This is a genomic window from Kitasatospora sp. NPDC053057 (assembly GCF_044546945.1).
Classification (GTDB): domain Bacteria; phylum Actinomycetota; class Actinomycetes; order Streptomycetales; family Streptomycetaceae; genus Kitasatospora.
In genome coordinates this window covers 84,850-109,972 of record NZ_JBITZP010000003.1, presented here as the reverse complement: position 1 = coordinate 109,972, position 25,123 = coordinate 84,850, and the positions used below count along the sequence as shown (strand labels likewise).

16 protein-coding genes, 1 tRNA gene and 1 pseudogene are annotated in these 25,123 nt (G+C 72.7%); 5 read left to right on the top strand and 13 right to left on the bottom strand.

Features of this window, described 5'->3' with window-relative positions; genetic code table 11:
* Positions 1-36 precede the first annotated feature (36 nt).
* Together ACIG5E_RS05155 and ACIG5E_RS05150 are read left to right on the top strand one after the other, a co-directional pair.
* Positions 37-309: pseudogene (locus ACIG5E_RS05155) on the top strand (SDR family oxidoreductase); the annotation flags it as partial.
* 196 nt (positions 310-505) lie between these two features.
* Positions 506-2,218 carry a phytoene desaturase family protein gene (locus ACIG5E_RS05150; protein ID WP_396531545.1) on the top strand — a complete coding sequence of 571 codons (1,713 nt, stop codon included), beginning with the start codon at positions 506-508 and terminating at the stop codon, positions 2,216-2,218.
* Between the two features lie 179 nt (positions 2,219-2,397).
* On the opposite strand, the gene ACIG5E_RS05145 is transcribed toward ACIG5E_RS05150, so the two are convergent.
* The gene (locus ACIG5E_RS05145; protein WP_396531544.1) at positions 2,398-2,766 is read right to left on the bottom strand and encodes a hypothetical protein; all 369 of its coding nucleotides are present in this window, start codon (positions 2,764-2,766) and stop codon (positions 2,398-2,400) included.
* A 464-nt stretch (positions 2,767-3,230) separates the two neighbouring features.
* Between ACIG5E_RS05145 and ACIG5E_RS05140 the strand changes: the two genes are divergently transcribed.
* Positions 3,231-3,908, top strand: coding sequence for a GAP family protein (locus ACIG5E_RS05140; RefSeq protein WP_396531543.1), 678 nt, complete (start codon positions 3,231-3,233; stop codon positions 3,906-3,908).
* A 19-nt stretch (positions 3,909-3,927) separates the two neighbouring features.
* On the opposite strand, the gene ACIG5E_RS05135 is transcribed toward ACIG5E_RS05140, so the two are convergent.
* The 3 genes from ACIG5E_RS05135 to ACIG5E_RS05125 are packed head-to-tail and all read right to left on the bottom strand — an operon-like array spanning position 3,928 to position 6,780.
* Positions 3,928-5,148, bottom strand: a complete 1,221-nt coding sequence (locus tag ACIG5E_RS05135; protein ID WP_396531542.1) for a cytochrome P450 — start codon at positions 5,146-5,148, stop codon at positions 3,928-3,930.
* A gap of 13 nt (positions 5,149-5,161) precedes the next feature.
* Complete coding sequence (locus tag ACIG5E_RS05130) at positions 5,162-6,556, bottom strand: NAD(P)/FAD-dependent oxidoreductase (protein WP_396531541.1); 1,395 nt, start codon at positions 6,554-6,556, stop codon at positions 5,162-5,164.
* Entirely contained in the window at positions 6,553-6,780 is a 228-nt protein-coding gene (locus ACIG5E_RS05125) for a ferredoxin (protein ID WP_355895820.1), read from the bottom strand. Before ACIG5E_RS05125 ends, ACIG5E_RS05130 begins: the two co-directional genes overlap by 4 nt.
* Positions 6,781-7,214: 434 nt before the next feature.
* Here ACIG5E_RS05125 and ACIG5E_RS05120 point away from each other — a divergent pair, with 434 nt between their 5' ends.
* Positions 7,215-8,054, top strand: a complete 840-nt coding sequence (locus ACIG5E_RS05120; protein ID WP_396531540.1) for an SDR family oxidoreductase — start codon at positions 7,215-7,217, stop codon at positions 8,052-8,054.
* A gap of 11 nt (positions 8,055-8,065) precedes the next feature.
* Here ACIG5E_RS05120 and ACIG5E_RS05115 read toward each other — a convergent pair whose 3' ends face one another.
* Positions 8,066-9,883, bottom strand: a complete 1,818-nt coding sequence (locus ACIG5E_RS05115) for a glycoside hydrolase family 15 protein (RefSeq protein WP_396531896.1) — start codon at positions 9,881-9,883, stop codon at positions 8,066-8,068.
* A gap of 358 nt (positions 9,884-10,241) precedes the next feature.
* Positions 10,242-10,315 (bottom strand) — tRNA-Thr (locus ACIG5E_RS05110).
* Positions 10,316-10,499: 184 nt separating this feature from the next.
* Between ACIG5E_RS05110 and leuE the strand changes: the two genes are divergently transcribed.
* Complete coding sequence (leuE, locus tag ACIG5E_RS05105; protein ID WP_396531539.1) at positions 10,500-11,150, top strand: leucine efflux protein LeuE; 651 nt, start codon at positions 10,500-10,502, stop codon at positions 11,148-11,150.
* Positions 11,151-11,174: 24 nt separating this feature from the next.
* Here the strand turns inward: leuE and ACIG5E_RS05100 are convergent, their stop codons facing one another.
* The 7 genes from ACIG5E_RS05100 to ACIG5E_RS05070 all read right to left on the bottom strand — a co-directional run bounded on the left by ACIG5E_RS05100 (position 11,175) and on the right by ACIG5E_RS05070 (position 24,867).
* On the bottom strand, positions 11,175-12,875 hold the full coding sequence (locus ACIG5E_RS05100; RefSeq protein WP_396531538.1) for an alpha/beta hydrolase: 1,701 nt from the start codon (positions 12,873-12,875) through the stop codon (positions 11,175-11,177).
* 118 nt (positions 12,876-12,993) lie between these two features.
* Positions 12,994-14,160: a hypothetical protein gene (locus ACIG5E_RS05095; RefSeq protein WP_396531537.1), complete on the bottom strand. Its 1,167-nt coding sequence runs from the start codon at positions 14,158-14,160 to the stop codon at positions 12,994-12,996.
* 329 nt (positions 14,161-14,489) lie between these two features.
* Positions 14,490-15,701, bottom strand: a complete 1,212-nt coding sequence (locus ACIG5E_RS05090; RefSeq protein WP_396531895.1) for a DNA polymerase III subunit delta' — start codon at positions 15,699-15,701, stop codon at positions 14,490-14,492.
* A gap of 224 nt (positions 15,702-15,925) precedes the next feature.
* Positions 15,926-19,309: a dTMP kinase gene (gene tmk, locus ACIG5E_RS05085; protein ID WP_396531536.1), complete on the bottom strand. Its 3,384-nt coding sequence runs from the start codon at positions 19,307-19,309 to the stop codon at positions 15,926-15,928.
* Positions 19,310-19,522: 213 nt separating this feature from the next.
* Positions 19,523-22,387 carry a type I DNA topoisomerase gene (topA, locus tag ACIG5E_RS05080; protein WP_396531535.1) on the bottom strand — a complete coding sequence of 955 codons (2,865 nt, stop codon included), beginning with the start codon at positions 22,385-22,387 and terminating at the stop codon, positions 19,523-19,525.
* A 336-nt stretch (positions 22,388-22,723) separates the two neighbouring features.
* Positions 22,724-23,170 (bottom strand): DUF3592 domain-containing protein, encoded by a 447-nt coding sequence (locus ACIG5E_RS05075; protein WP_396531534.1) that lies wholly within the window; start codon positions 23,168-23,170, stop codon positions 22,724-22,726.
* A 164-nt stretch (positions 23,171-23,334) separates the two neighbouring features.
* Complete coding sequence (locus ACIG5E_RS05070; RefSeq protein WP_396531533.1) at positions 23,335-24,867, bottom strand: methyltransferase; 1,533 nt, start codon at positions 24,865-24,867, stop codon at positions 23,335-23,337.
* Positions 24,868-25,123 lie beyond the last annotated feature (256 nt).

The window sequence follows — 25,123 nt, the reverse complement described above, 5'->3', positions numbered from 1 at the left end:
TCCCCTTCGAATCAGCGTAGTTGCACCCGTGGGCGAATGCCGGATTCTCGATCAGCCAGCCGCAGCCCGCCCCGCGCGGCTCGGCCCTGCCCGCCCCCACGCGACGGGGCAGGCAAGTACGGCACCCGACTGATCGTCAACCTGTCGTCACAGTCAGGGATTTACGGTAACGTCGCCCGCGCCGCCGCGCATGCCGCCTTTCAGGCGGGGATCACCGGATCCACCGAATCCCCGGCCGAGGAGTGCGGCCCGCGCGGCGTGCGGGCCAACGTGGTCGCCCCGGGCCTGATCGCCACCGACACGGTCGGCGACATGTCCGAGGCCGCGCTGGAGCGGATGCGGGGAACGTTGCGCTCGACCGGGTCGGCAAGCCCGAGGAGGTGGCTGTCCGGTCTCCTTCCTGCCGTCCGATCGGGCGGCGCACATCAACGGGCCTCCTTCGAGATCCACATCCACGGCGGCGGCACCTTCCGATGGCAGACGAGTGGGGGCGGGAATGCGGGGAGTGCAAGGTCCGACGGCCAGAGCCGGCGAAGACCACTACGACGCGATCGTGGTCGGCAGCGGCCTCGGGGGACTGGTCAGCGCGGCCTACCTGGCCGCCGACGGACGCAGGGTGCTCGTTCTCGAACAGCACGACGTGGCCGGTGGCAACGCCCATGTCTTCCGGCGCCGACGCAAGTACGAGTTCGACGTGGGCACCCACTACATCGGCGACTGCGGGCCGAACGGCATCTTCCCGGCCATCCTGTCCGGCCTCGGCGTCCGCGACCGGGTGACCTTCCGCCCGATGGACAACGAGCAGGGCTTCGACCGGATCATCACCCCCACCGCCACACTGGACGTGCCGGCCGACTGGACGGCCTACCGCGACCGGCTCCGCGCGGCGCTGCCCGAGGAGACCGAGGGGATCGACCGCTTCGTCCACATCGCCCAGACGGTGTCCGGTGCCACCCGGGAGAGCCTGGTCGGCCACCACATGGTCGAGCTGTTCCGCGAGTTCCCGGACACCATGCGCTGGGCCCGCCGGACCCGGTCCCTGGCCGAGGCCCTGGACCACTGCGGTCTCTCGCCCAAGGCTCGCACCCTGATCGCCGCCCAGGCCGGCAACTACGGCACCATGCCGGACGGCATCACCTTCGCCGAGCACGCCGCCATGCTCGACCACTACATGCGCGGCGCCTACTACCCGGAGGGCGGCGGGCAGACCCTGGTGGCCGCCTTCGTGGAGGCGCTGGAGTCGTACGGCGGCGAGCTGCGCACCCGCTGCGAGGTGCGCCGCATCCTGATCGAACAGGGGCGCGCCACCGGCGTCGAACTCGCCGACGGCACCCGGATATCCGCCCCCCTGGTGATCTCCAACGCCGACTACCGCCGCACCGTGCTCGACCTGTGCGGCGGCGAGCAGGCCTTCCCCGCCGAGCTGGTCGACCGGACCCGCGCGGCCACCATGCGCGGCGGCCTGGTCGCGGTGTACGTCGCGCTCGACACCGAGCTGCCCGGCCTGCCCAACGCCAACATCTGGTGGCACGACAGCGACGACATGGAGTCCGCCTACGCGGCGATGGTCGAGAGCTGGGAACGCGACGGCACGGTGGACTCGGTTCCGCAGCTGTTGTTCTCCTTCGCCTCCCAAAAGGACCCGGGCGCGGCCGCGGTCTGCCCGCCCGGCCACAGCAACTTCCAGCTGATGACCCTCTGCCCGCCCGGCCACGACTTCTGGGGCGTCCGGGGCGGCCCGGTCGACGGCGAACCCTACCGCCGCGACGCCGCCTACCAGGCCCGCAAGCGGCAGTTCACCGAGCTGATGGTGACCGCCGCCGAGAAGGTGGTCGGCCCCTTCCGGGACCGCATCACCCACCTGGAGGCGGCCACCCCGCTCAGCCACGAGCGCTACATCCGCGGCACCGGCGGCACCCCGTACGGCATGGCCCGCTGGGGCAACGTCAGCCAGCGCCCCGATGTCCGCACCGACGTCGAGGGCCTCTACGTGGTCGGCCAGAGCATCCGCTACGGCAGCGGCCTGGCCGCCGTCGCCACCGGCGCGATGGCCGCCGCCGGACAGATACTCGGACGCCAGCTGCTGCCCGAGGTGGCCGCCGGCGCAGTACTCGGCGACCCGGCCAAGCTGCCCGACCGCGGCCCCGACTGGGACCCACTGCTGGTCTCCCGCGGCCTCGCCCGCCGGAACGCCAAGGGCTTCGCCCGGATCGGCTGACCCCCCGCGCCGCACCCGCGCGACCGATTCCCACCGCGACGCCCGCCCCTCCCTGGGGCGGGCGTCCGCCGTTCCACGCCCCTCCGCTCCCTCCGAGCTCCCCTTCCCCCTCTCCCAGTACGTCGAGCCCCTCTACCCCCGCGAACTCCCGACCTGCTGACCCGCGAGTTCCAGGGCGGTCAGTGATGGATGGTCGCCTTGGCGATGACGAGGATGAGGCCGAGCGTCAGGTTCACCAGGACGGAGACCGCGACCAGTCGGCGGGAGGCTCCGGCACGCACTGCGGCAACAGTGGCCCACGCGACCTGCTCGATCAGGGCGACCCCCAGGGCGAACCACGCCGTTCCGGCGAGTCCCAGCCCCAGTAGGGGACTGATCGCCACCGCGACGGCCGGGGGAACTGCGGCCTGGACCATCGGCCACTCGTGGCGGGCCACGTGGCGTACCTCGCTCCAGCTCAGGAGCTGCCCATGCACCCGTTCCCCGGCCAGGAGGGCGTAGACATGTGCGGCCCAGAACACGATGGCGGTGACGAGGAGGAGCAGCACGAGTCCAAGGCGGGGGTACGGGCCGAATGCTCCGGTCCCCGCTACGACGGATGCGGCCAGGAGCGCACCGTAGATCGCACCGGCGTAGTCGGTTCGAGGCCGGTCCGGCCGGTGCTGTGCGGTGCCGCCGGTCCGGAAGGGGACGCTTGCCACATCTCCAGGATCGCGAGGACCGCCGCGCGGCGCGCGACGAAAGCTGCCCGCCTACAGCAGTCGGCCGACCGTGGTAGCCATGACAACGGCGCCGGCGGCTGGCGGGAATCACTCCTCAGACCACCCGGGCCTCCCAGGCCGGTGGTCAGGTCACCCGTTCGCCACCGGCCGATGGCTGCCGGGCCCGGCGACCCTCACGATGTCGAAGAGGGCTGCGCCCGTACCAGGGCCAGGGCCAGGCATGCCGGCTTCAAGCCGGCCGACACGGGCAGTCCGCTCCGGATCATCCGTCTCTCTCCCCGGAGGCCGCAGTGGGACACGCTGTCGGTGATGTGCTGGGCCTGGCCGCGGGTATCGCGGTCAGCCCACTCCCGATCGTGGCGATCATCCTCATCCTGGCCACCCCGCAGGGTCGCCTCAACGGACTGCTGTTCGCCCTCGGCTGGGTTCTGGGGCTCGCAGCGCTCGGAGCGATCATGCTGGCCGTAGGCGGCACGGGCGGAGCCTCGACCCACAAGCACCCGGCCACCTGGGTCGGAGCTCTCAAACTCGCTCTGGGCGCACTCCTTGTCCTCTTCGGCACTCGTCAATGGCAGCGCCGCCCCAAAGACGCCTCCCAGGCCCAGCTCCCGAAGTGGATGGCGGCGATCGACCACTTCACGCCCATCAAGATCCTCGGCTTGGCGCTGCTGTTCTCGGCGGGCAATCTCAAGAACGCGCCCCTGACCATCGCTGCGGGCGCCTCGATCAGCTCTGCCGGGCTCCCCGTGCCCCAGCAGATCGGAACGCTCGCGATCTTCGTGGTCATCGCTTCCCTGGGAGTGCTCGCACCACTCGTCGTCTACCTGGTCATGGGCGAGCGCGCCAAAAGCATCCTTGGCAACTGGCGAGACTGGGCTGCGCAGCACAACGTCGCTGTCCTGGCCGTCCTGTTCTTCGTGCTCGGCCTCAAGCTCCTGGGCGACGGCATCAGCATCCTCGCCACCTGAGGGGCCCCGGGCTATCGCGCTAAGCGCCGCCCTGCTCGATGTGCAGATGGATCGGACCACGTAGAACGGGACTGCGCCGGTACGGCGGCGGGTCGGCGACCAGCCTGGGCCGGTCGAGGCGGCGTACCAGCTCGGTCAGCGCGATCTGAGTTTCCCGCCGGGCCAGCGGGCCGCCGAAGCACAGGTGGATGCCGCTGCCGAAGCCGAGGTGCTGGTTGTCGCGCCGATCGGGGTCGAAGCGGTCGGGCTCGTGGAAGCGCTTCGGGTCGCGACTGCCCGAGGCCAGCATGAGCATGATCTTCGAACCCTTGGGGATGACGGTGTCATCGACGGTGATGTCGCTGTATGCCGCCCGCCAGGGGATGATGTGCACGGGGGGTTCGTAGCGCAGCAGTTCCTCGACCAGCGGTACGACGAGGTCGGGTTCGTCCCGCAGTCGCCGCAGCACTGGCGGGTTGCGCAGCAGCGTCAGCATGCCGTTGGTGATGAGGTTGACGGTGGTCTCGTGGCCGGCGATCAGCAGCAGGTTGGCGGTGGAGATGATCTCTTCGTCGGTCATCCGCCCGTCGGGCCCGTCGTCGTTGGCCAGCCGGGACAACAGGTCGTCGCCCTGCTCGCCGTGGCGTTGCTCCAGCAGCCCGCCGAGGTACTGGCGCAGATCCTGGCGGGCCTGCACACCCTTGTCCAGCTTTTCCTTCGGATCGGTCTTGGGGTCGTAATCGATCGAGTTGATGAGGTCGTTCACCCAGATGCGAAACCTCGGTTCGTCCTCGCGCGGCACGCCGAGCAGCTGGCAGATCACGGCGACGGGGAACGGGTAGGCGAAGTCGTCGACGATGTCGATCCGCTTCTTGCCCGCGAAGTCGTCGATCAGACCGCTGACGGCGGTGGTCAGGGCCGGTTCCATGCCGGTGACCAGCCCCGGGGTGTGCGGGGGGCCGAAATGGCGCATCGCCATACGCCGCAGGCGGTCGTGCTCGGGCGGATCGAGGTTGATGAACGAAGGCGTGGCCTGCTCCCCGGCTCCGACCGTCGGATGCGCGAGATTGCGGGCCTCCGAACTCAAGTGCGGATTGTGCAGGATGTCCGTGATCTCGCGATAGGTGCTGATGACGTAGCTGCCGTCCTCCTGCAGAGCCACCGGCGTCCTGCGCAACTCGGCGTACAGCGGGTACGGGTCGGCCCGGGAGGAGTAGTCGAGGATCCGGCGCAGCATGCCGGGCGTCTCGGTCGTGGTCATCTCGCTTTCCCTCCTACCGGTGGTGCTGGTGTACGGCCGTGACGCGGCGCTCGCTCGGGTCGTGGCCGGTGACGACCACGGTGGCGCCCTGGGCGAGCAGGGTGGGGCCGGGGAAGTCGACGGGCACCGGTTTCATGTCGGCGGGCTGGTCGGGCGTGGGACAGGGCGGCGGGAAGGGTGCGGCCGTCTCGATGAGCGTGCGGTAGTGGTCCAGCCACTTCGCGTTGTTGAAACTCACTGCCGCGGTGACGCGGCCCCGGTAGCCGTACGCGGCGACGAAGCGGCGGTCGGGGACCGATCCCTGGGTGACGACCACCTCGTCGGCGAAGGTCGGCACGCCGACGGACTTGATGTTGACGCCGAACTGGATCGACCAGAACAGCGGGATGGACAGGTGGGGCCAGCGGTCCGCCTGGCCGCTGACCATGTTGTGCGCCGCGACCTCGGCCTGCTCCACGGCGTTGGCCCAGTGCTCCAGCGAGATGAGCCGGTACTCGTAGACCGGGTTCGGGCAGCGCGCCACGTCCCCGGCGACGAAGACGTCGTCGGTGATCAGGCCGTTGAGGTCCATCGCGCGGCAGCCAGTGTCACAGGCGATGCCCCAGACGCCGGCCGCCAGTCCGGAGCCTTGCAGCCACTCGGTGTTGCGGATGCCCCCGAGCGCCACCACCGCCACGTCGGCGTCGATCGTGCTGCCGTCTTCGAAGTGAGCGCGACGAAGCCGCCCCTGCGCGTCGCCCTCCAGCCGGGTCACCTTGACCCCACAGCGCAGGTCCACACCGTGTGCGCGCTGCATGTCCGCCGCGATGTCGCCGATCATGGCGCCGAGCGCCCCGACCAGCGGGGCCGGCGCGAGTTCGGCGACGGTGACCGGGATGTCCCGCTCGCGGCAGATGGACGCGATCTCGGAACCGGTGAATCCCGCACCGATGACCAGTACCCGGGAGGGTCCGGCGGCGAGGGCTCGCTGCAGGCCCTCGGCATGCTCGCGGGTCCGCACGACGAACACCCCGTCGAGGGCTGCCTCGCTCTCGACGAACCAGGGCCGGGCCCGAACACCGGTGGAGATCAGCACCCGATCGAAGGGAACCTCGCGTCCGTCGGCCAGACGCACGTGGTTGGTCGCCAGGTCCAGCCCGCTGGCGGGCACTCCCAGCAGCCACTCCGCATCGATCTCACGACGTCGCGGCAGCTTGGTCCCGTCGGCCGGCACCCACCCGGTCAGTACCTGCTTGGACAAGGGAGGCCGGTCGTAGGGCTCGCCCAGCTCGTCGCCGATCATGGTCAACGAGCCGCTGAAACCCTCGTCACGCAGCGCCTCCGCGGCCCGCAGTCCCGCCAGCGACGCCCCGACGACCACGATGCGGCCCTCGCGCTTGAACGCTTGCAGATTTTCTGCGCTGGTCATGACGGCGCCGCCTCCGCCGGTGCGTCCCGTCCCTCCAACTGGTCGACCAGAATGGCCTGGACCGGGCAGGCCGCCGCGGCGCGCAGCACCTGGTCGCGCCGGGCGTCATCGGGGTTCGGGTCGTACATCAGCGCTTCCTCACCGTGCATCCGGAACGCTTCCGGAGCCAGGAAGGCGCACTGCGCATACCCTTCACATCGGGAAAGATCAACGACAACTCGCATCCCAACCTCCACGGGGACTGCAAGCTGCGGGCCCGGAAGCCGGCGCCATTGAGGCGCCCAAGGCGCGAGACGGCTGAAGAGGAGGGACTTGGCCGTTGCCCACCTCGGCGGACTGCGAGGGGGTGCACCGCGCTCGTCGGGTCGCCGCAGAAAGAACTGGTTACGCGTACAAGGCGACCGGCGGGTGAAACCGCTCAGGGATCTTGACCTTCCTGCAGTTCAGCCTATCCCGCACACACATGGCCCGCACCCCGGGAAAGGGCTGCCCTGCCGGTTGGCGCGGAGCCCATGTCGAGGCCCGCCGTGTTCGACCGATCGGCGCAATCTGCCCATGCCCGGCGTGTGGCCTTGGCTTTCGGATGGTTCGGTGTCGACAGGAGCCGACGGGACTCACATGAGGTCCTGTGGTCAGCCGGTCGAGGAGGAGAACCAGCGTGAGCGTGTCTCAGGGAGCCCCGCAGGGCGTCATTCCCGCGCGGCTGCTGAAAGGCCAGAAGGCGCTGGTCACCGGCGCGAACTCGGGAATCGGCAAGGCGACGGCCATCGGGCTGGGGCGTGCCGGAGCCGACGTGGTCGTGAACTACGTCGCCGGGCGCGACGAGGCTGATCAGGTGGTCGAGGAGATTTCCGGGTTCGGGGTGCGCGCGGCAGCGTACGAGGCCGATGTGTCCCAGGAGGACCAGGTCGTCTCGATGGTCGAGCGGATGGTCCAGGAGTTCGGGACCATCGACATCCTCGTGGCCAACGCCGGGCTGCAGCGCGACGCCCCGTTCACCGAGATGACGATGGCTCAGTGGCAGAAGGTGCTGGACGTCAACCTCACCGGCCAGTTCCTGTGCGCTCGGGAGGCGACGAAGGAGTTCTTGAAAAGGGGGGTCGTCCCGGAGGTGTCGCGAGCCGCCGGGAAGATCATCTGCATGAGCTCGGTGCACCAGCTCATCCCCTGGGCCGGCCACGTCAACTACGCGGCCTCCAAGGGCGGTGTGCAGATGATGATGGAGACGCTCGCCCAGGAACTCGCGCCCCACAGGATCAGGGTCAACGCGATTGCTCCGGGAGCCATCAGGACGCCCATCAATCGCGATGCCTGGGACACTCCCGATGCCGAGAAGGGCCTGTTGCAGCTGATCCCTTACGGGCGCGTCGGTGATCCGGAGGACATCGCCCACGCGGCCGTCGGGCTCGCCTCGGACCTCATGGACTACGTGGTGGGCACCACTCTCTACGTGGACGGCGGAATGACCCTCTTCCCTGGCTTCGCCACCGGCGGCTGATCTGCTGGTTCTCAGTCGCGCTGCTGGTCGAGTGCGTCGTCCAGGGTGGCGGCGGCCATGATCAGCGACAGATGGGTGAAAGCCTGCGGGAAGTTGCCCAACTGCTCGCCGCTGGGGCCGATCTCCTCGGCGAACAGGCCGACATGGTTGGCATAGGTCTGCATCTTCTCGAAGGCGTAGCGCGCCAAACGAGCACGCCCGGCGCGAGCAAGAGCGTCCACGTAGAGGAAGGTGCAGAGACTGAACGTGCCTTCGGAGCCCCGCAGACCGTCCGGGGAGGCCGCGGGGTCGTAGCGGTACACGAGGCTGTCCGACACCAGTGTGCGCTCCATCGCGTCCAGGGTCGACAGCCAGCTCGTCGTCCTGGGAGCCAGGAACCCGACACGCGGGATGAGCAGCAGCGACGCGTCGAGAACATCGCCTCCGTAGCGCTGGACGAGGGCCTGCTCCTTCTCGTTCCAGCCCCGTTCCATCACCTGTTCGAGGATCGCGTCGCGAGCCGCGGTCCACCGAGGAGCGTCGGCAGGACGGCTGGTTTCTCTCGCCAGACGCAGCCCCCGGTCGAAGGCCACCCACGCCATGACCCGGCTGAAGGTGAAGTCCTGGCGCCCGCCGCGGGTCTCCCAGATGCCCTCGTCGGGACGGTCCCAGGAGTCGGCGAGCCAGTCCAGCGTGCGCGCGAGGTTCTTCCAGCCGTGATAGCTGCCCCCCATGGCAACCTCATGCCCTTCCGACAAGCCGTAGAGTGCCTCCCCGTAGATGTCCAGCTGCAGCTGGTCGGCCGCCGCGTTCCCGGCCCGCACCGGGTACGAACCCCGGTAGCCCTCGAAGTGCGAGAGGACCTCTTCCGGTATCTCGGGGTCTCCGTCGACGCGGTACATGATCTGCAACGGCTCGCCATCGACGCCCTCCCGGGCCTGGAGGCGGTCCCCCAACCAGCGCGTGAACTGCGCGGCCTCCTCGGCGAACCCCAGGTCGAGCAGGGCGCGCACGGACAGGGAGCCGTCACGGACCCAGGTGTAGCGGTAGTCCCAGTTGCGTTCGCCCCCGATCTGCTCGGGCAGCCCCATGGTCGCGGCGGCGACAGGCGCACCCGTGGGCGCGTAGGTGAGCAGCTTGAGCGTGATGGCCGAGCGGTGTACCACCCCCGGCCACCGGCCGCGATACCGCGAGGAGCGCACCCAGCGCTGCCAGAAGTCCGCCACGTCCCAGAACCGCTCCACCGCCCGGTCCGGGGTGACCGGCGGCGGGGGGGCGTCATCGGGTCCGCCGACGGTGAACACCGCCGCGGCCACCTCTCCCGCCCTCAAGGTCACCGCACCCCGCACGTCCGTACCGTCCTGCTGCACGGGGAAGGTGCTTTGCAGATAGGCGGTGACGTTCGGCGCCCGGAACGTGGCGGTGCTGTCCTGCACGTCGAGATGGTGGGTGGCCCGGCCGTAGTCGAAGCGCGGGCGGCACTCCAGAGCGAAGTGCACCGTTCCGCGCACCGCCCGCACGCCGCGCATCAGTACATGCCTGTCAGTGGGGGTGCCGGTGCGATCCGGTGGCATGCAGTCGAAGATCTCGCCGACCCCGTCCGGCGACATGAATCGCGTGACCAGGACCGCGGTGTCGGGGTAGTAGAGCTGCTTGCACACGGTGTTCCGGCTTTCCGGTGCGAACAGGAAGTAGCCGCCGCGGTCGTGATCGAGCAGGGAGGCGAAGACACTGGGCGAGTCGAACCGGGGAGCCGCGAACCAGTCGACGACCCCCTGAGACGAGACCAGAGCAGCAGTCTGCAGATCGCCGACCAGGCCGTGATCGGCAATAGGCGGATAACGATCCATGATCATCTCGCTTCTCAGATGCCCCTGCTGCCCCTGATTCCACTGTCCGCCGTGTGCGGTGAGGGTGCCACGTGACGCGGGACGAGGGTGCGAGAGGATCTGGTGGGGTCGTCCACAGAAGTGGTGTCCGGGTTCGACGTGATCCGGGGGTTTGCTCCGGCTTCTGACTGATGCCCGCCGGCTTTGTTCACGAGATGCGCGCCGTCAACCTCGGCTGCACCGGGACGCGTGCGAGCCGGGGTGCACCAAGCAGCGCTGAGACCACGAACACGCGAGCGGCCCGCGCCCGTCGTCGCCGACGCATGGTGTAGACGACAAAAGGCCCGGTCAGAGTACTGACCGGGCCTTTCGGTTTCTGAGCCGCCTGCGGGATTCGAACCCGCGACCTACGCATTACGAGTGCGTTGCTCTGGCCAACTGAGCTAAGGCGGCACCGCTGCCACGTGTGTTGGCAACGCGGGTCAGTCTACACAGGTTCGCAGGTGATCCGTAGCCAGGGTGGTCGGGGGGCGGGTGGGGGTGCGTGGGGGGCGGATGGTTTTCGATTCAATCGATCACCGGTACGACGTTACGATGAGCGCCCCCTGTCACCCCTCCCCCACCTCCGGAGCGCACCGTGTTCGGTGTCAACGACCTGGCGACGTACGTCCTCGGCGCCCTCGTCATCATCCTGCTGCCCGGCCCCAACTCGCTGTACGTGCTGTCGGTCGCCGCCCGCAAGGGCATCCGGACCGGGTACCGGGCCGCGGCGGGCGTGTTCGTGGGCGACCTCACGCTGATCAGCCTGACCTCGCTGGGGGCCGCCTCGCTGCTGAAGGCCAACCCGGCGGTGTTCGCGGTGGTCAAGTTCGGCGGCGCCGCCTACCTGCTGTGGATCGGGTTCGGGATGCTGCGGGCCGCCCGCCAGCTCTGGCGCGAGCGCCGGGCGGAGGCCGACCCGACGGCCGAGGCGGCACCGGAGGCGGGTGAGCGGCCGTTCCGGCGGGCGCTGGTGATCAGCCTGCTCAACCCGAAGGCGATCCTGTTCCTGCTGTCGTTCTTCACCCAGTTCGTCGACCCGTCCTACGGGCAGCCCGCGCTCTCCTTCGCCCTGCTCGGCGGCATCCTGCAGACATTCAGCCTGCTCTACCTCTCGCTGCTGATCTTCGCCGGCACCACGCTGGCCACCGCCTTCCACCGCCGCAGGCGCCTGTCCGCGACCCTGACCAGCGGTGTCGCCGTGCTGTTCGCGGGCTTCGCCGCGAAGCTGGCGGTCTCCTCCGCCTGACCGGCGACACGGCGGCGGGCTCGGCTACCGGTCGCAGCGCTTGCCCTGCTCCGGCGCCTCCCCGCTGAGCAGGAACCGGTTGACCGCGCCGTCCACGCAGGTGCTGCGCCGCCCGTACGCGGTGTGGCCGTCCCCGTCGTAGGTGAGCAGCCGGCCGGACTCGAGCTGCCCGGCCAGCGACCGGGCCCAGTCGTACGGGGTGGCCGGGTCGCGGGTGGTGCCGACGACGACGATCGGGGCGGCACCGGCGGCCCGGATGGTGTGCGCCGCGCCGGTGGCCCGGACCGGCCAGTAGGCGCAGGTCAGCGCCATCCAGGCCATGTCGCGCCCGAAGTGCGGCGAGGCCCGCTCGAAGTCCGGCACCGCCCGCTGGACGTCCTCCGGCGAACCGAACGGGGCGGGCAGGTCGAGGCAGTTCACCGCCGTGTTGGCGAACATCAGGTTGGGGTACGAGCCGTCCGCCTCGCGCCCGTAGTAGGCGTCGGAGAGCTTCAGCAACCCGGTGCCGTCACCCGCCTTCGCGTCGGTGAGCGCGGTGCGCAGCTTGGGCCACAGGAACTCGGCGTACATCGCCTGGACGACACCGGTGGTGGCCTGGGACTCGGTGAGCCGGCGCCCGTTGTCGGTGCTCGGCAGCGGGTTGGCGTGGACGGCCGCGAACAGCGCGGTGAGCTGGTCGCCGACCTGCTGCTCGGTGCGGCCGAACGGGCAGTCCTCGCGCTTGGCGCAGTCCTTGGCGAAGGCGGCCCAGGCGGTCTCGAAGCCGCCGGCCTGGGTGCGGTTGCCGGTGACCGAGTCGAGCGCCGGGTCCATCGCGCCGTCCAGCACCACCCGCCCGACCCGGCTCGGGAACAGCCCGGCGTAGGTGGCACCGAGGAAGGTGCCGTACGACTTGCCGACGAAGTTCAGCCGCTCGTCACCGAGCAGGGCGCGGAGCACGTCCATGTCGCGGGCCGCCTCGACGGTGCTGAGGTGGCCGAGCGCGGGCCCGGCCTGCTTGCGGCAGCCCTCGGCGAACTCCCGGTCGGCGGCGACCAGCGCATCGATCGCCCGCTGGTCGCCGGGGGCCAGGTCGGCGGCGGTGAAGGCGTCCATCCGCTCGCCGCTCAGGCAGCTGACGGGGGGGTTGCTGCGGCCCACCCCGCGCGGGTCGAGGCCGACCAGGTCGTAGCGGGCGCGCACCGCGCGGTCGTACGTCCCGGCGACGGCCTCCAGGTACTCGATCGCCGAGCCGCCGGGGCCGCCCGGGTTGAGCAGCAGCGAACCCAACCGGGAGTCACCGCCCGAGCCAGCCGGGACACCTGGGCCACCCGAACCGCGCGGGCCAGCGGAGCCGCCCTGCTCGGCGGCCGCGCGGGCGGCCGAGAGGGTGAGGTCCCCGCCGCCGGGGCGGTCGTAGTCCATCGGCACCCGGAAGGTGGCGCACTCGAACCCACCGTCGCACGGCTGCCAGGTCGGCCGCTGCGCGTAGTACGGCGCGAGCGCGGCCGGTACGGCGGCGGGCAGCGGCTCCAGCGGGGTGGCGGCCGAAGCCTCGCCGGGTCCGGTCGAGTCGGTCGAGTCGGACGAGCCGGGCTCACCGGACGCCACGGTCGGCCCCCCGCTGCACCCGGCCGCCGAGACCGCCACCAGCCCGGCCGCGAGCACCGCTGCCGCCACCCGCACCCGCACCCGAACCCGCATTCGCACCCGAACCCGGACCTGCACCCGCCCGAAGGCCCTCATCCGCTACCTCTCCACCGCTCGCTCCGGGAAATCCGAGAAAAGTACGAGAACGAAGAAACGCCGCTGCCCGGTACCCACCTCGGGTACCGGGCAGCGTAACGGCCCACTCGGCCGATGCTCAGGACGCCTTGGCCAGCGTCTCGGCCAGGAACTGCGCCGCCTGCCGGACCAGCCGCAGCCGCTCCCGGTCCGCGGAGTAGTCCTGCACGTTGTCCGAGATCCGCACCTCGGCCTTGGCGGCCGGACCCGGCCCGGCCTTGAGCGCGGTCTGGAGCTTGCGGGCCGCGTCCAGCCCCGCGGCGTCGCCCTTGGCGGCGGCCAGCAGCAACTTGGCCGAGCTGCCCGCCGGGGCCTCGGCGCCGGTCTGGGCGAGCGCGGCGGCGTCGTAGCGGCCGGAGATCGCGGCGGCCACGCCGTAGAGGTCCGGCCGGGCCAGCCCGGCGGCGGCCGCGCACGGCGCGCCGCCCTCGACCCCGAGGGCGCCCCAGGACGCCGGGCCGGGCGGAAGGGTGCGGAAGGAGGCCGCGATGGTGGCGCGCAGCGTCGCGTCGTCGGCGACGGCGGCCGGGGCGGCGGCGACCAGCTCGCAGGGGTGCGCGGTGCCGTTCGGCGCCTCGGGCACGACCAGGATGAACGGACGGACGCGGCCGGTCTGCAGGGCGGCGCCGACGCCTTCCAAGACGTCCGGCACCTCGGCGTCGGCGGTCTTGCCCGGGGTCGCGGCGTGCATCACCACGACCGGGAAGCGCGCGTTCGGCTCCTTGGCGTACTGCGGCGGCAGCCAGACCCGGACGTTGCGCGGCTTCCCGTCGGGGCCGAGCACGGCGGACTGCAGCAGCTCACCGCCGCCCGGGTGCCCGACGCTGTCGAAGCGGCTGGCCACGGCGGGCGCCCCGCTGGGCGCCGCACTCGCGGCCGGCGTCGCCGCGGCCGACCCGGTGGCCGTGGGCGGCGCCGCCTGCTGCCGGACCGCCGCACCCGGCGCCGACCCCGGCCAGGCCCCCGCCTCGGCCGCGTCCACGGCGGGCTCCGCACGGTCCGCCCCCGTTCCGCTCCTGCTCAGACCACCGAACGCCCCGAGCGCGGTGAGCACCGTCAAGGCGGTGACGCACACCCCGCACACCATCGCCCCGCCCGCCCGCACCAGCATCGGCCACCGTTCGCCCGCCAGCTCGTAGGTCGCGGCGGCCCGCAGGTCGCGCCAGCGCTGGAGCGCACCGCGCGCCAGCCAGATCCCGCCGACGGCGGCGACCAGCAGGGGGATGACGAGGAGCGGACGAACCACGGAACGCACCACCTCGGGAGGAGGGCCGACACCGGACCGAACCCGGTGCCGTACGGGAGCCGACCGCTCCGGCGGCGGGCCCTCCCGGACGGGGAGACCCGGGTACGGCCGGGGCACAGTCGGCCCCCAGCGTGCACAACGGGTGCGCCGTCACACGCAGGTGTGCCCGGCGAGTATCGCCTGTTCACTCGAAGGTGGGACGCCGGGCCGACTCCGGGAGGCCTACGGGAGACCTACGGGAGGCCTACAGGAGGCTTACGGGAGCGAACCGAAAGGGCGCGCAGGGAGAGCCGGGGACGACTCGGGGGGAGAGAGAACGAGGGACGGCCTCAGCCCGCCCGCAGCGCCACCGTCATCGCCTCGACCGCGAGCAGCGGGTCCACGTTGCGGTCCAGCGCCGTGCGGCAGGCGAGCACTGCCTCGATCCGGCGCAGCGTGCCCTCGGCCGGCCCGGCCTGGGCGACCCGGTTCAGCGCCTGCCGCTGGTCCTCGTTGGCGAGCGCGCCGGTCGAGCCGAGCTGGATCGCCAGCACGTCCCGGTAGAAGCCGAGCAGGTCGAGCAGCGCGACCCCGAGGGTCTCCCGGCGGGTCCGGGTGGCGCGACTCTTCTGCCGCTTCTCCAGCTCCTTGACCGCCCCGGCCATGCCGCGCGGCGCCTTGCCGCCCTCGGAGGCGCCGTAGGCGGCCTTCAGGTCGCCCGTCTCCTTGGCGTCCTGGGTCTCGGCGAGCGCCTCGGCGTCGGCCTTGGCGGTGTCGACCAGTCGCTGGGCGGCGGTCAGGCAGCCGCCGATGTCGGCGACCTCCAGCGGGATCCGCAGCACCTCGGCGCGGCGGCTGCGGGCCTGCTCGTCCACGGCGAGACGGCGCGCGCGCTCGATGTCACCCTGCCCGGCGAGCGCGGCCAGCCGGGCGCTTTCCGGGTCGACGCCGTCGCGGCGGACCAGCATGTCGGCGACCGCATCGGCGGCGGGGGTGCGCAGCACCAGCAGGCGGCAGCGCGAGCGGATGGTCGGCAGCACGTCCTGGACGGAGGGGGCGCAGAGCAGCCAGACGGTGCGCGGGGAGGGCTCCTCCACACCCTTGAGCAGCGCGTTCGCGGCGGCCTCGGTGAGCCGGTGGGCGGCGTCCACCAGGATCACCGACCAGCGGCCGCCGGTCGGGTAGCTGGAGGCGCGCAGCACCAGCTCGCGCATGTCGCCGACGCCGATGGAGAGGCCGTCGGTCCGCACGTACTTGACGTCGGCGTGGCTGCCGGCCAGCACGGTGTGGCAGCCGTCGCAGAACCCGCAGCCGGGCGTGCCGCCGAGCGCGAGGTCGGGGCTGGTGCACTGGAGGGCGGCCGCGAAGGCGCGCGCCGCGGTGACCTGCCCGGCGCCGGGCGGGCCGGTGAACAGCCAGGCGTGCGTCATCAGGGAGGCGTTCCCGCCCTGGCCCGGAGCGGCGCCGCGGCCGGCCTCGACCGTCGCCCCGGCCGCCCGGGCCGCGGCGGTCAGCTGGTCGACCACCCGATCCTGGCCCACCAGGTCGTCCCAGACGGCCACTGCTGCTCCCAAGCTCCGTACGGCAGCGCTCCCGGCGCCGATTCCCCGCCGTCGAGCATACGTCTCCGCTCCGACAGCCACTGCTCCGTCCGGGTCACCCGGCCTCGCGGCTACGCGGCTATGCGGCTATGCGGCTATGCGGCCAACAGTACGGCGACGGGCGGCGCCCCCGGAGACCACTGCCCCGACGACACCGCCCGCCCGCCCGTCCGGCATCCGCCGGCTCAGCCCCGGCGACCCCAGCGCCGGCCCTTGGCCTTGCCGCCGCCCTCGCCGCGGTCGTCCCCGCCGCGCCGGTCGCCGCCGTCGCGCGGGTCCGTCGCCCCCTGGTCGCCGTCGCTCTGCTCCCAGCGCGCCCACTCGTCGCGCGAGCCGAGCAGGGTGTCGGTCAGGCTCGGCAGGTCGTCCATCGGGGTCTCCTCGGCCCACTCCGGCCGGGGCCGCTCGGCAGTGGGCTGCGGGTCGACCGCGGGCGGGGCAGCGAGCGGTTCGGCGGCGGACCGACCGTCCACCACCGGCAGCTCGCGGGTGCTGTCCGCCGGCTCCCCGGAACGCCCCGGCTCGACCCGCGGCAGCACCGCGGTCTCGTCCGCGGCGGGCACCTTCGGCAGTACGGCAGTGTCGTCGGCCGCCGGCACCTTCGGCAGCACCGCAGTCTCGTCCGCCGCCGGCACCCTGGGCAGCCGGGCGGTCGCGTCGGCGGTCTCAGCCGCCCGGACGGCCGCCTGCCGGTCACGCGGCGTCAGCTCGCGGGTCGCCTCGTCGCCGAGGCCCTCCGCCGCGCCCCGCGGAGTCTCCGGGACCGCCCGCAGCTCCGCCGTGGCCGCGTCCCCCGCCGAGGAACCCGAACCCGACCGATCCGAAACCGAACCCGACTCAGACCGATCGGAACCCGCCCGGTCCGAAGCCGTCTCGGCCGCCGCAGCAGCCGCTGCGAGGGCCGCCGCCTGCGCCAGCCGGGCCTCCTCGGCCCGCTGGAGCGCCTCCTCCGCCCGGCGCCGCTGCTCCTCGCGCGCCAGCTCCCGCTGCCGCTGCAGCTCCGCCTGGGCGGCCGCCTCGTCGGCGATCCGCTTGCGCTCGGCGGCCTCGGCGGCCAGCCGGGCCTCTTCCTCCGCCCGCAGGCGGGCCTCCTCCTCGGCGCGGCGGCGCGCTTCCTCCTCCGCCCGGCGGCGGGCCTCCTGCTCGGCCTTGCGCCGGGCCTCGGCGGCGGCCCGCTCCGCCTCCACCTTGGCCAGTCGCTCCTGCTCGGCCTGCTCGGCCCGCAGCTGCGCCAGCACCTCCTGCCGCTTGCGCTCGGCGGCCTCCTCCTCGGCCTTCTTGCGGGCCTCCTCGGCGGCGCGCCGCTCGGCCTCCTCCTTGGCCAGCCGCTCCTGCTCGGCGCGGGCGGCCTTCTCCTGCTCGGAGAGCGGCAGCTCGCGGTCGAGCCGGTGCCGGATGGCGGTGGTGACGAAGCCGGGGGCCTGGCTGCCGTCCACGACCAGGTAGCGCGCCGGGTCGGCGGCCGCGAGGGCGAGGAAGCCGGCCCGGACCCGCTGGTGGAACTCGGTGGGCTCGGACTCCAGCCGGTCCAACGCCTCGGTGAAGCGCTCCCGGGCCCTGGTCGGGTCGACGTCCAGCACCACGGTCAGGTCGGGCAGCAGCCCGCCGGTCGCCCAGCGGGAGATCCGGGCGACCTCGGTGGCGGCCAGGTCGCGTCCGGCGCCCTGGTAGGCGACGGAAGAGTCCATGTACCGGTCGGTGATCACCACGGCGCCGCGGGCGAGGGCGGGCCGGATGACGCTCTCGACGTGCTCGGCGCGGTCGGCGGCGTAGATCAGCGCCTCGGCGCGGTGCGACAGGCCGGTGTTGCCGACGTCCAGGACGAGACCGCGCAGCCGCTGGCCGACCGGGCTGCCGCCGGGCTCGCGGGTGAGCACGACCTCGTGCCCCTTGCCGCGGATCCACTCGGCGAGCGCCTGGGCCTGGGTGGACTTGCCGGCGCCGTCGCCGCCCTCCAGGGCGATGAAGAAGCCGGTGCCCGCGCCCCGGTGCGGCACCGGGGCGCTGCCGCCGCGCACCGCGTCCACCAGGTCCCGGGCGAACGGCACGGTGCCGCGCCGGTCGTCGGTGCGCAGCAGCACGACGGCGGCGAGCACCAGGGTGAGCAGCCCCGAGGTGGCGACGGCGAGGGCGGCCCCGCTGTGGATGAAGGTGAAGGAGCCGGGCTCGACGGTGCCGTACTCGACGTCCCCGTAGGCCGCGGCGATCAGCGGGACGGCGACCAGCGCGGCGGCGACCACGGCCCGCAGCACCGCGTGCAGGTGCTCGGCGACCTTGGGCAGCCGGGCCTCCTCGACCTCCTGGGCGAGCAGGGTGCGCCCGGCCGAGACGACGATCCCGGCGGCCAGCCCGGCCAGCACGGTGAGCAGCAGGACCAGCACGAAGTCCAGCACCAGCCCGGCCAGGATCAGCGCGACGCCCTCGGTGAGCAGCGCCAGCGCGAGCAGCCGTCGGCGGGAGAGCGACGGCAGGGTGGCCCGGGTGAGCCCGGCGCCGAGCGCGGGGGCGCCGGCCGCGGCGAGCACGATCAGGCCGTAGCCGATCGGCCCGGCCCGGTGCTCGGCGGCGGTGAGCAGCGCCAGCGCGGCGACGCCCGCCATCGAGGCGAAGCCGGCCGCGACGGCGAAGGTGAAGTACGGGGCGCTGCCGGTGCGGCCCTTGCTCAGGGCGGGGCCGGGGGTCGCGTCGGTCGGGGCGCGCAGGCCGGTCAGCGGCGAGTGCGGGGCGACGGCCACCGGACCGCCGGGCAGCTGCTGGAGGTAGCCGCGGACGGCCGCGGCGACGAACAGGCCGGCCGCGCCGAGCGCCGCGAAGGTCAGCTGGTGGGCGCGCAGCCAGTCCGAGCCGAGCGCCGCGCCGATGTTGTTGGCCAGGGTGAAGACGACCAGGCCGACGGCGCCGAGCGCCACGGTGACCCAGCCGGTGAACCGGTCGATGCTCCGGACGGTGTCCAGGTTGGCGGCGGCCGGCCGCTGCTCGGCGGCGGGCGCGTACGGGTTGGCCGGCGGCAGCAGGCCGGGGACGGCGGCGGCCCCGGCGATCCCCCACACCCGCTCGGCGGCACCGGTGAGGAACACCGTGGCGAGCAGCACGTAGGTGGCCCCGCCGGAGGGCTTCGGGCCGGAGCCCAGCCAGACCGTCCACCAGGGCGCGATGCCGATCAGCAGGGCGCGCAGCGCGTCCGCGCCGAACAGCGTCCAGCGCCGGTCGAGCTTCCCGGCGACCAGCTGGTGCACCGGCCCCAGCAGCGCCACGCCGACCAGACCGGTGGCCGCCACCCGGACGGCCAGGACGGCCGCGGTGGCGAAGGCGAGGCTGCGCGGCAGGTCGCCGAGCTGGCCGCCCTGGGCGGCGGCGATCACGGTGAGCGCGAGCAGCACCAGCAGCCCGAGCCGGTCGGCGGTGCCGCCGATCAGCTGAGTGGTCCACAGTCGCCGGTAGGGCTTGGTCCGCAACAGTGCCCGGGCCCGGTCCACAGGGGTTCCGGCGGGCGCGACCTCGGGCAGGTCGGGCCCGGTGGCTCTGGCGGCCGGGGCGGCGCTGGGGGTGGGCTGCTCCTCGCTCGTCATACGGTCAGCGTAGCGGTCTGGGCTTTGCCCGATTGAGACGAACGGGGTTCCGGTTCCCCCTCATCACCGGCCTGTGACGATCCCCGCACAGACCCGGGGGCGGCCCTGCGCGGGCTCGGGGCCGCCCCGTACCCGTCCCGCGCCGCCCCTGGACGGACCTCGGGCCCGTGCCCCCGGACGGGGGGCACGGGCCCGAGTGCCGCTGTCGGAGGATCAGCCCTCGTCGGTGGCGGTGGCCTTGCCGGCCGCGGTCTTCTTCGCGGCCGTCTTCTTGGCCGTCGCCGTCTTGGCGGTGGTGGTCTTCTTCGCGGCCGTCTTCTTGGCGGCGGTCTTGGTCGCCGCCGTCTTGGTGGTGGTCGTCTTCTTGGCCGCCGCCTTCTTCGCCGGGGCCTTCTTCGCCGCCTTCTTCACCGGCCCGCGCGCCCGCTTCTCGGCGAGCAGCTCGTAGCCGCGCTCCGGCGTGATGGTCTCGACGTCGTCGTCCTTGCGCAGCGTGGCGTTGGTCTCGCCGTCGGTCACGTACGGGCCGAACCGGCCGTCCTTGACCACCACCGGGCGCTCGCTGACCGGGTCGGTGCCCAGCTCCTTGAGCGGCGGTGCGGCGGCGGCCCGGCCGCGCTGCTTGGGCTGGGCGTAGATCGCCAGCGCCTCGTCGAGGGTGATCGTGAAGAGCTGGTCCTCGCTGGTGAGCGAGCGCGAGTCGGTGCCGCGCTTGAGGTACGGGCCGTAGCGGCCGTTCTGCGCGGTGATCTCCGCGCCCTCGGCGTCGGTGCCGACCACGCGCGGCAGCGAGAGCAGCCGCAGCGCGTCCTCCAGGGTGACGGTGTCCAGCGACATCGTCTTGAACAGCGAGGCGGTGCGCGGCTTGACCGCGTTCTTGCCGGTCTTCGGCGTGCCCTCGGGCAGGATCTCGGTCACGTACGGGCCGTAGCGGCCGTCCTTGGCGACCAGCATGTTGCCGCTGACCGGGTCCGGGCCGAGCTCGAAGTCGCCGCTGGGCTTGGCCAGCAGCTCCTCGGCCAGCTCGACGGTCAGCTCGTCCGGCGGCAGCTCGTCCGGGATGTCGGCGCGCTGGCCGGGCTCGCCCTCGACGGCGGAGGCGCGCTCGACGTACGGGCCGTAGCGGCCGACCCGCAGGGTGATGTCCTCGCTGATCCGGAACGAGCTGATCTCCCGGGCGTCGATCGCGCCGAGGTCGGTGACCAGCTCCTTCAGACCGCCCAGGTGGTCGCCGTCGCCGTTGCCGGCCTCGGCGGCGGCGCCGGCCGCGCCCTCGCCCTCGCCGAAGTAGAAGCGCTTCAGCCACGGCACGGACTGCGCCTCACCGGCGGCGATCCGGTCGAGGTCGTCCTCCATCTTGGCGGTGAAGTCGTAGTCGACCAGCCGGCCGAAGTGCTTCTCCAGCAGGTTGACCACGGCGAAGGAGAGGAAGGACGGGACGAGCGCCGTGCCCTTCTTGAACACGTACCTGCGCTGGATGATCGTGTCGATGATCGACGCGTAGGTGGAGGGGCGGCCGATCTCCCGGTCCTCCAGCTCCTTGACCAGCGAGGCCTCGGTGTAGCGGGCCGGCGGCTTGGTGGCGTGGCCCTCCGGGGTGATCCGGTCGGCGGCCAGCGGGTCGCCCTGGGCGACCTGCGGCAGCCGGCGCTCGCGGTCGTCGAGCTCGGCGTTCGGGTCGTCGGCGCCCTCGACGTAGGCCTTGAGGAAGCCGTGGAAGGTGATGATCTTGCCGGAGGCGGAGAACTCGACGTCCCGGCCGTCGGCGGAGGCGCCGCCGACCCGGACGGTGACCGACTGGCCGACCGCGTCCTTCATCTGGGAGGCGACGGTGCGCATCCAGATCAGCTCGTACAGCCTGAAGTCGTCGCCGCTCAGCCCGGTCTCGGCGGGGGTGCGGAAGCGGTCGCCGGAGGGTCGGACGGCCTCGTGCGCCTCCTGCGCGTTCTTGACCTTGCTGGCGTAGGTGCGCGGGGCGTCCGGCAGGTAGTCGGCGCCGTACAGCTGGGTGACCTGCGCCCGGGCCGCGGCGATCGCGGTGTCCGACAGCGTGGTGGAGTCGGTACGCATATAGGTGATGAAGCCGTTCTCGTACAGCTTCTGGGCCACCTGCATGGTCCGCTTGGCGCCGAAGCCCAGCTTGCGGCTGGCCTCCTGCTGGAGCGTGGTGGTGCGGAACGGCGCGTACGGCGAGCGGCGGTAGGGCTTGGACTCGACGCTGCGGACGCTGAACGCGGTCTGCGCGAGGGCGGCGGCCAGCTGGCGGGCGGCCTGCTCGTCCAGGTGCATGGTGTTGGTGCTGCCGGCCTTGAGCCGACCGTCCGAACCGAAGTCGCGGCCGCTGGCGATCCGCTTGCCGTCGACCGAGGCCAGCCGGGCGCCGAAGGTCTCCGGGTTGGCGGCGTCGGCCGGGGTGCGGCCGGTGTCGAAGGTGCCGACCAGGTCCCAGTACGAGGCGGTGCGGAAGGCCATCCGCTCGCGCTCCCGCTCGACCACCAGACGGGTCGCCACGGACTGCACCCGGCCCGCCGACAGCTTCGGCATGACCTTCTTCCACAGCACCGGCGAGACCTCGAAGCCGTAGAGACGGTCGAGGATGCGGCGGGTCTCCTGGGCGTCGACCAGGCGCTGGTTCAGCTCGCGCGGGTTGGCCACGGCCTCCTGGATCGCCGACTTGGTGATCTCGTGGAACACCATCCGGTGCACCGGCACCTTGGGCTTGAGCACCTGCTGGAGGTGCCACGCGATGGCCTCGCCCTCGCGGTCCTCATCGGTCGCGAGGAAGAGCTCGTCGGACTCCGCGAGCAGCGACTTCAACTTGCTGACCTGGGACTTCTTGTCCGCGTTGACCACGTAGATGGGCGCGAAGTCGTGGTCGACGTCCACCCCGAGCCGGCGCACCTCGCCGGTGTACTTGTCCGGCACCTCGGCCGCGGTGCTGGGGAGGTCGCGGATGTGCCCGACGCTCGCCTCGACGATGTAGCCGGGGCCAAGGTAGCCCTTGATCGTCTTCGCCTTGGCCGGCGACTCGACAATGACGAGTCGCTGTCCGTGCGCGGTCTCGCTGCTCGGGGACACCTTCGCTCTTCTCTCCCGGTCCTTATTGGCTGGTCGGCGCTGGCAGCACGGGCTGCGCTCCGCCCGACCCCTCCACCGTCCCGGGGCCGCCGCTGCACGACACCCCACCAGCGGAGTGTGACCGTACCCCGGCCACCCTTGTCAAACGGACGGATCCCGCTCTTTCGCTTGCCGCGCTCACCGACGCCACTCGAACGGTAACCCGATGACGGAGGTTCGCGCCCCGTGGAGGGGGGCTTCGGCAGGTTCCGGAGGATGGAATGACGGATTTCAAGATCTGTCAACGGATAAATCGGCGCCCTTGCGGTATCGCGCTCCCCGGATCGCGCCGGGGCCTCAGCGGCCGACCGCCACCAGCAGCCCGGCGCCCGCCACCAGACAGGCCACGCCCAGGGCGCTCCACAGCAGGTCGGCGACCGTCGCCCGGCCGACCTCCCCCGCCGCCAGCACGGCCCGGCAGGGGCGGTCCGGGTCGTAGCAGATCCGCACCGGGGCGCCGGGGGCGAAACGCTCCGGGCGGCGCAGCGGGGTGTGCCCGCGCGGCCGGGTGAGCACGAGTTCCGCGATCCGGCCGGCGCCGGAGCCGTCGGCCCCACCCGCCGGCGGCAGCACGGAGAAGGAGAGCAGCGGCGCGCTGTCGAGCTGGCCGTGCGCGTCGTTCTCGGCCACGACCGTGGCCACCGCCGGCACCCCCAGTCGGCGCACCCGGTCGCGAAGGCGCACTTCGGCGGCGCACCACAGCAGCAGCACGCCACCGAAGACGGCGAGCACGAGCCCGCTCACGGTCCCCGTCGTCGCGTCCACCCCTGGCCCCCGGCTCCCCAGCTCTGTCCACAGCCTGTGGACAGAGCCTCACAGCATCCGACCAACAAGGGGCAGCCGGACGGGGACCACCGGACGAACCAGGGGGTACGGGCGGGTGAACCAGGGGGACTTCGCGCGGGGCCTCAGCGAACCGGGTCGATGAACCCCTGCTCGGTCAGCAGCCGCAGCGACTCCGGCACCCGGTCCCGCAGCACCACCCGGTCCTCGCCCAATAGTTGCGCGATGGCGTCCACGATCTCGCCCGCCGACAGCGTCCCGTCACAGACCCCGACGAACCCTGCGCCGACGGTGTCCACCTTGGTGGCCCGTCGCATGCCCCGGTTGTGTCGCAGCACCACGTGCTCCGGGTCCTCCGCCCCCGGCGCGCCGATCTGCTCCTGGACGACCTCGTCGGCCAGCACGTAGCGGGCCGCGAGCAGGCCCGCGTCGTCGTGGGAACGCAGGAAGTCCTGCCGGTCGAACCACTCGTCGATGTGCGGGCCGAGCGGCTGCTCCACCGGGTGCGGCCACTCCTCCACCCGGACGGTCGGACGCTCGGCGCCGCTCGCCCGCAGGGTGATCCAGCCCATCCCGATGCCCTCGACCCGGCCCGCCTCGAAGGCGTCCAGCCACTCGCCGTACCGGGCCTGGTAGTCACCGCCCGGACCGCGGTGGTCACCGCCGTCGCGCAGCCACAACTCGGCGTACTGGGCCACGTCCTGGACCTCGCGCTGGACGATCCAGGCGTCCAGCCCGGTGCCCGCCACCCAGCCGGCCAGCCGCTCGCGCCAGTCCTCGCCCCTGACGTGCTGCCAGTTGGCGAGCAACTGGCAGTAGCCGCCCGGCTCCAGGTGCTCGGCGGCCGAGCGCACCAGGCTGCGGCACAGGTCGTCCCCGGCCATGCCGCCGTCACGGTAGGTGAACCGGCCGGCCGGCGAGATGACGAACGGCGGGTTGGAGACGATCAGGTCGAACTTCCGCTCCCCGACCGGCTCGAAGAGGCTCCCGGTGAGCGCCTCCGTGTTCTCGAACCCGGACAGCGCCAGGGTCAGTTCGGTGAACCGCAGCGCGCGCGGGTTGAGGTCGGTGGCGGTGACGCTGCGGGCGTGCCGGGCCGCGTGCAGCGCCTGCACGCCGGAGCCCGAACCGAGGTCCAGCGCCGCCCGGACGGGCCGGCGCACGGTGATGTTGGCCAGCGTCGTGGACGCCCCGCCGACCCCCAGCACCAGATCCTTGCGGGCCACCCCGTGGGCGGTCTCGCCGGAGCCGATCCCGCCCGCGCCGCCCACCGCGCACCCCAGGTCGGAGACCACCCAGGCATCCGAACTGGGCATCCCGGCAACCTCGTTGGCGTACGGCCGGACGTCCACCGTGGCGCGCACCAGATCGCCGTCCGGGCGCAGCCAGCCGTCCGCCAGGCAGTCCTCCACCGGCAGCGCGGCGGCCGCCGCCTTGTACGGCACCGGCTGCTGCAGCAGGAACAGCCGCACCAGCGTCTCCAGCGGGCTGCCGCCGCGCGTCGCACGCAGCGCCGGAACCGCCTCGCTACGGGCCAACGCCGCGTAGCCGGTGGGGCCCAGCAGGTCCAGGCAGCCGTCGGCGGTGAACGAGGCGGCCAGCAGCGCTTCGCGCAGCTTGGCCAGACGGGTCGGGTCGAGAACGGGACTACTGATCACCCCGCCATTGTCCCCCGCCCCACCCCGCCCCGGCCCCACCGGCCCGCACGGAACGGGCGAACCACCACCTCGTACCAGGTCCAGAGGCCGCAACCCTCACCAGGAGCGCGCCCTCATCCACACGCCCCCTGCCACGGCCGGGGCGCCCCACGACCCGGACCAGAACGCCTCCCAGCGCCATCCCGCAGCCCCGATGCCGCCCGCGGACGCGGGCGGCATCGGGGCTGCGGGCGGCATCGGGGCCCCTCCTGCGAGC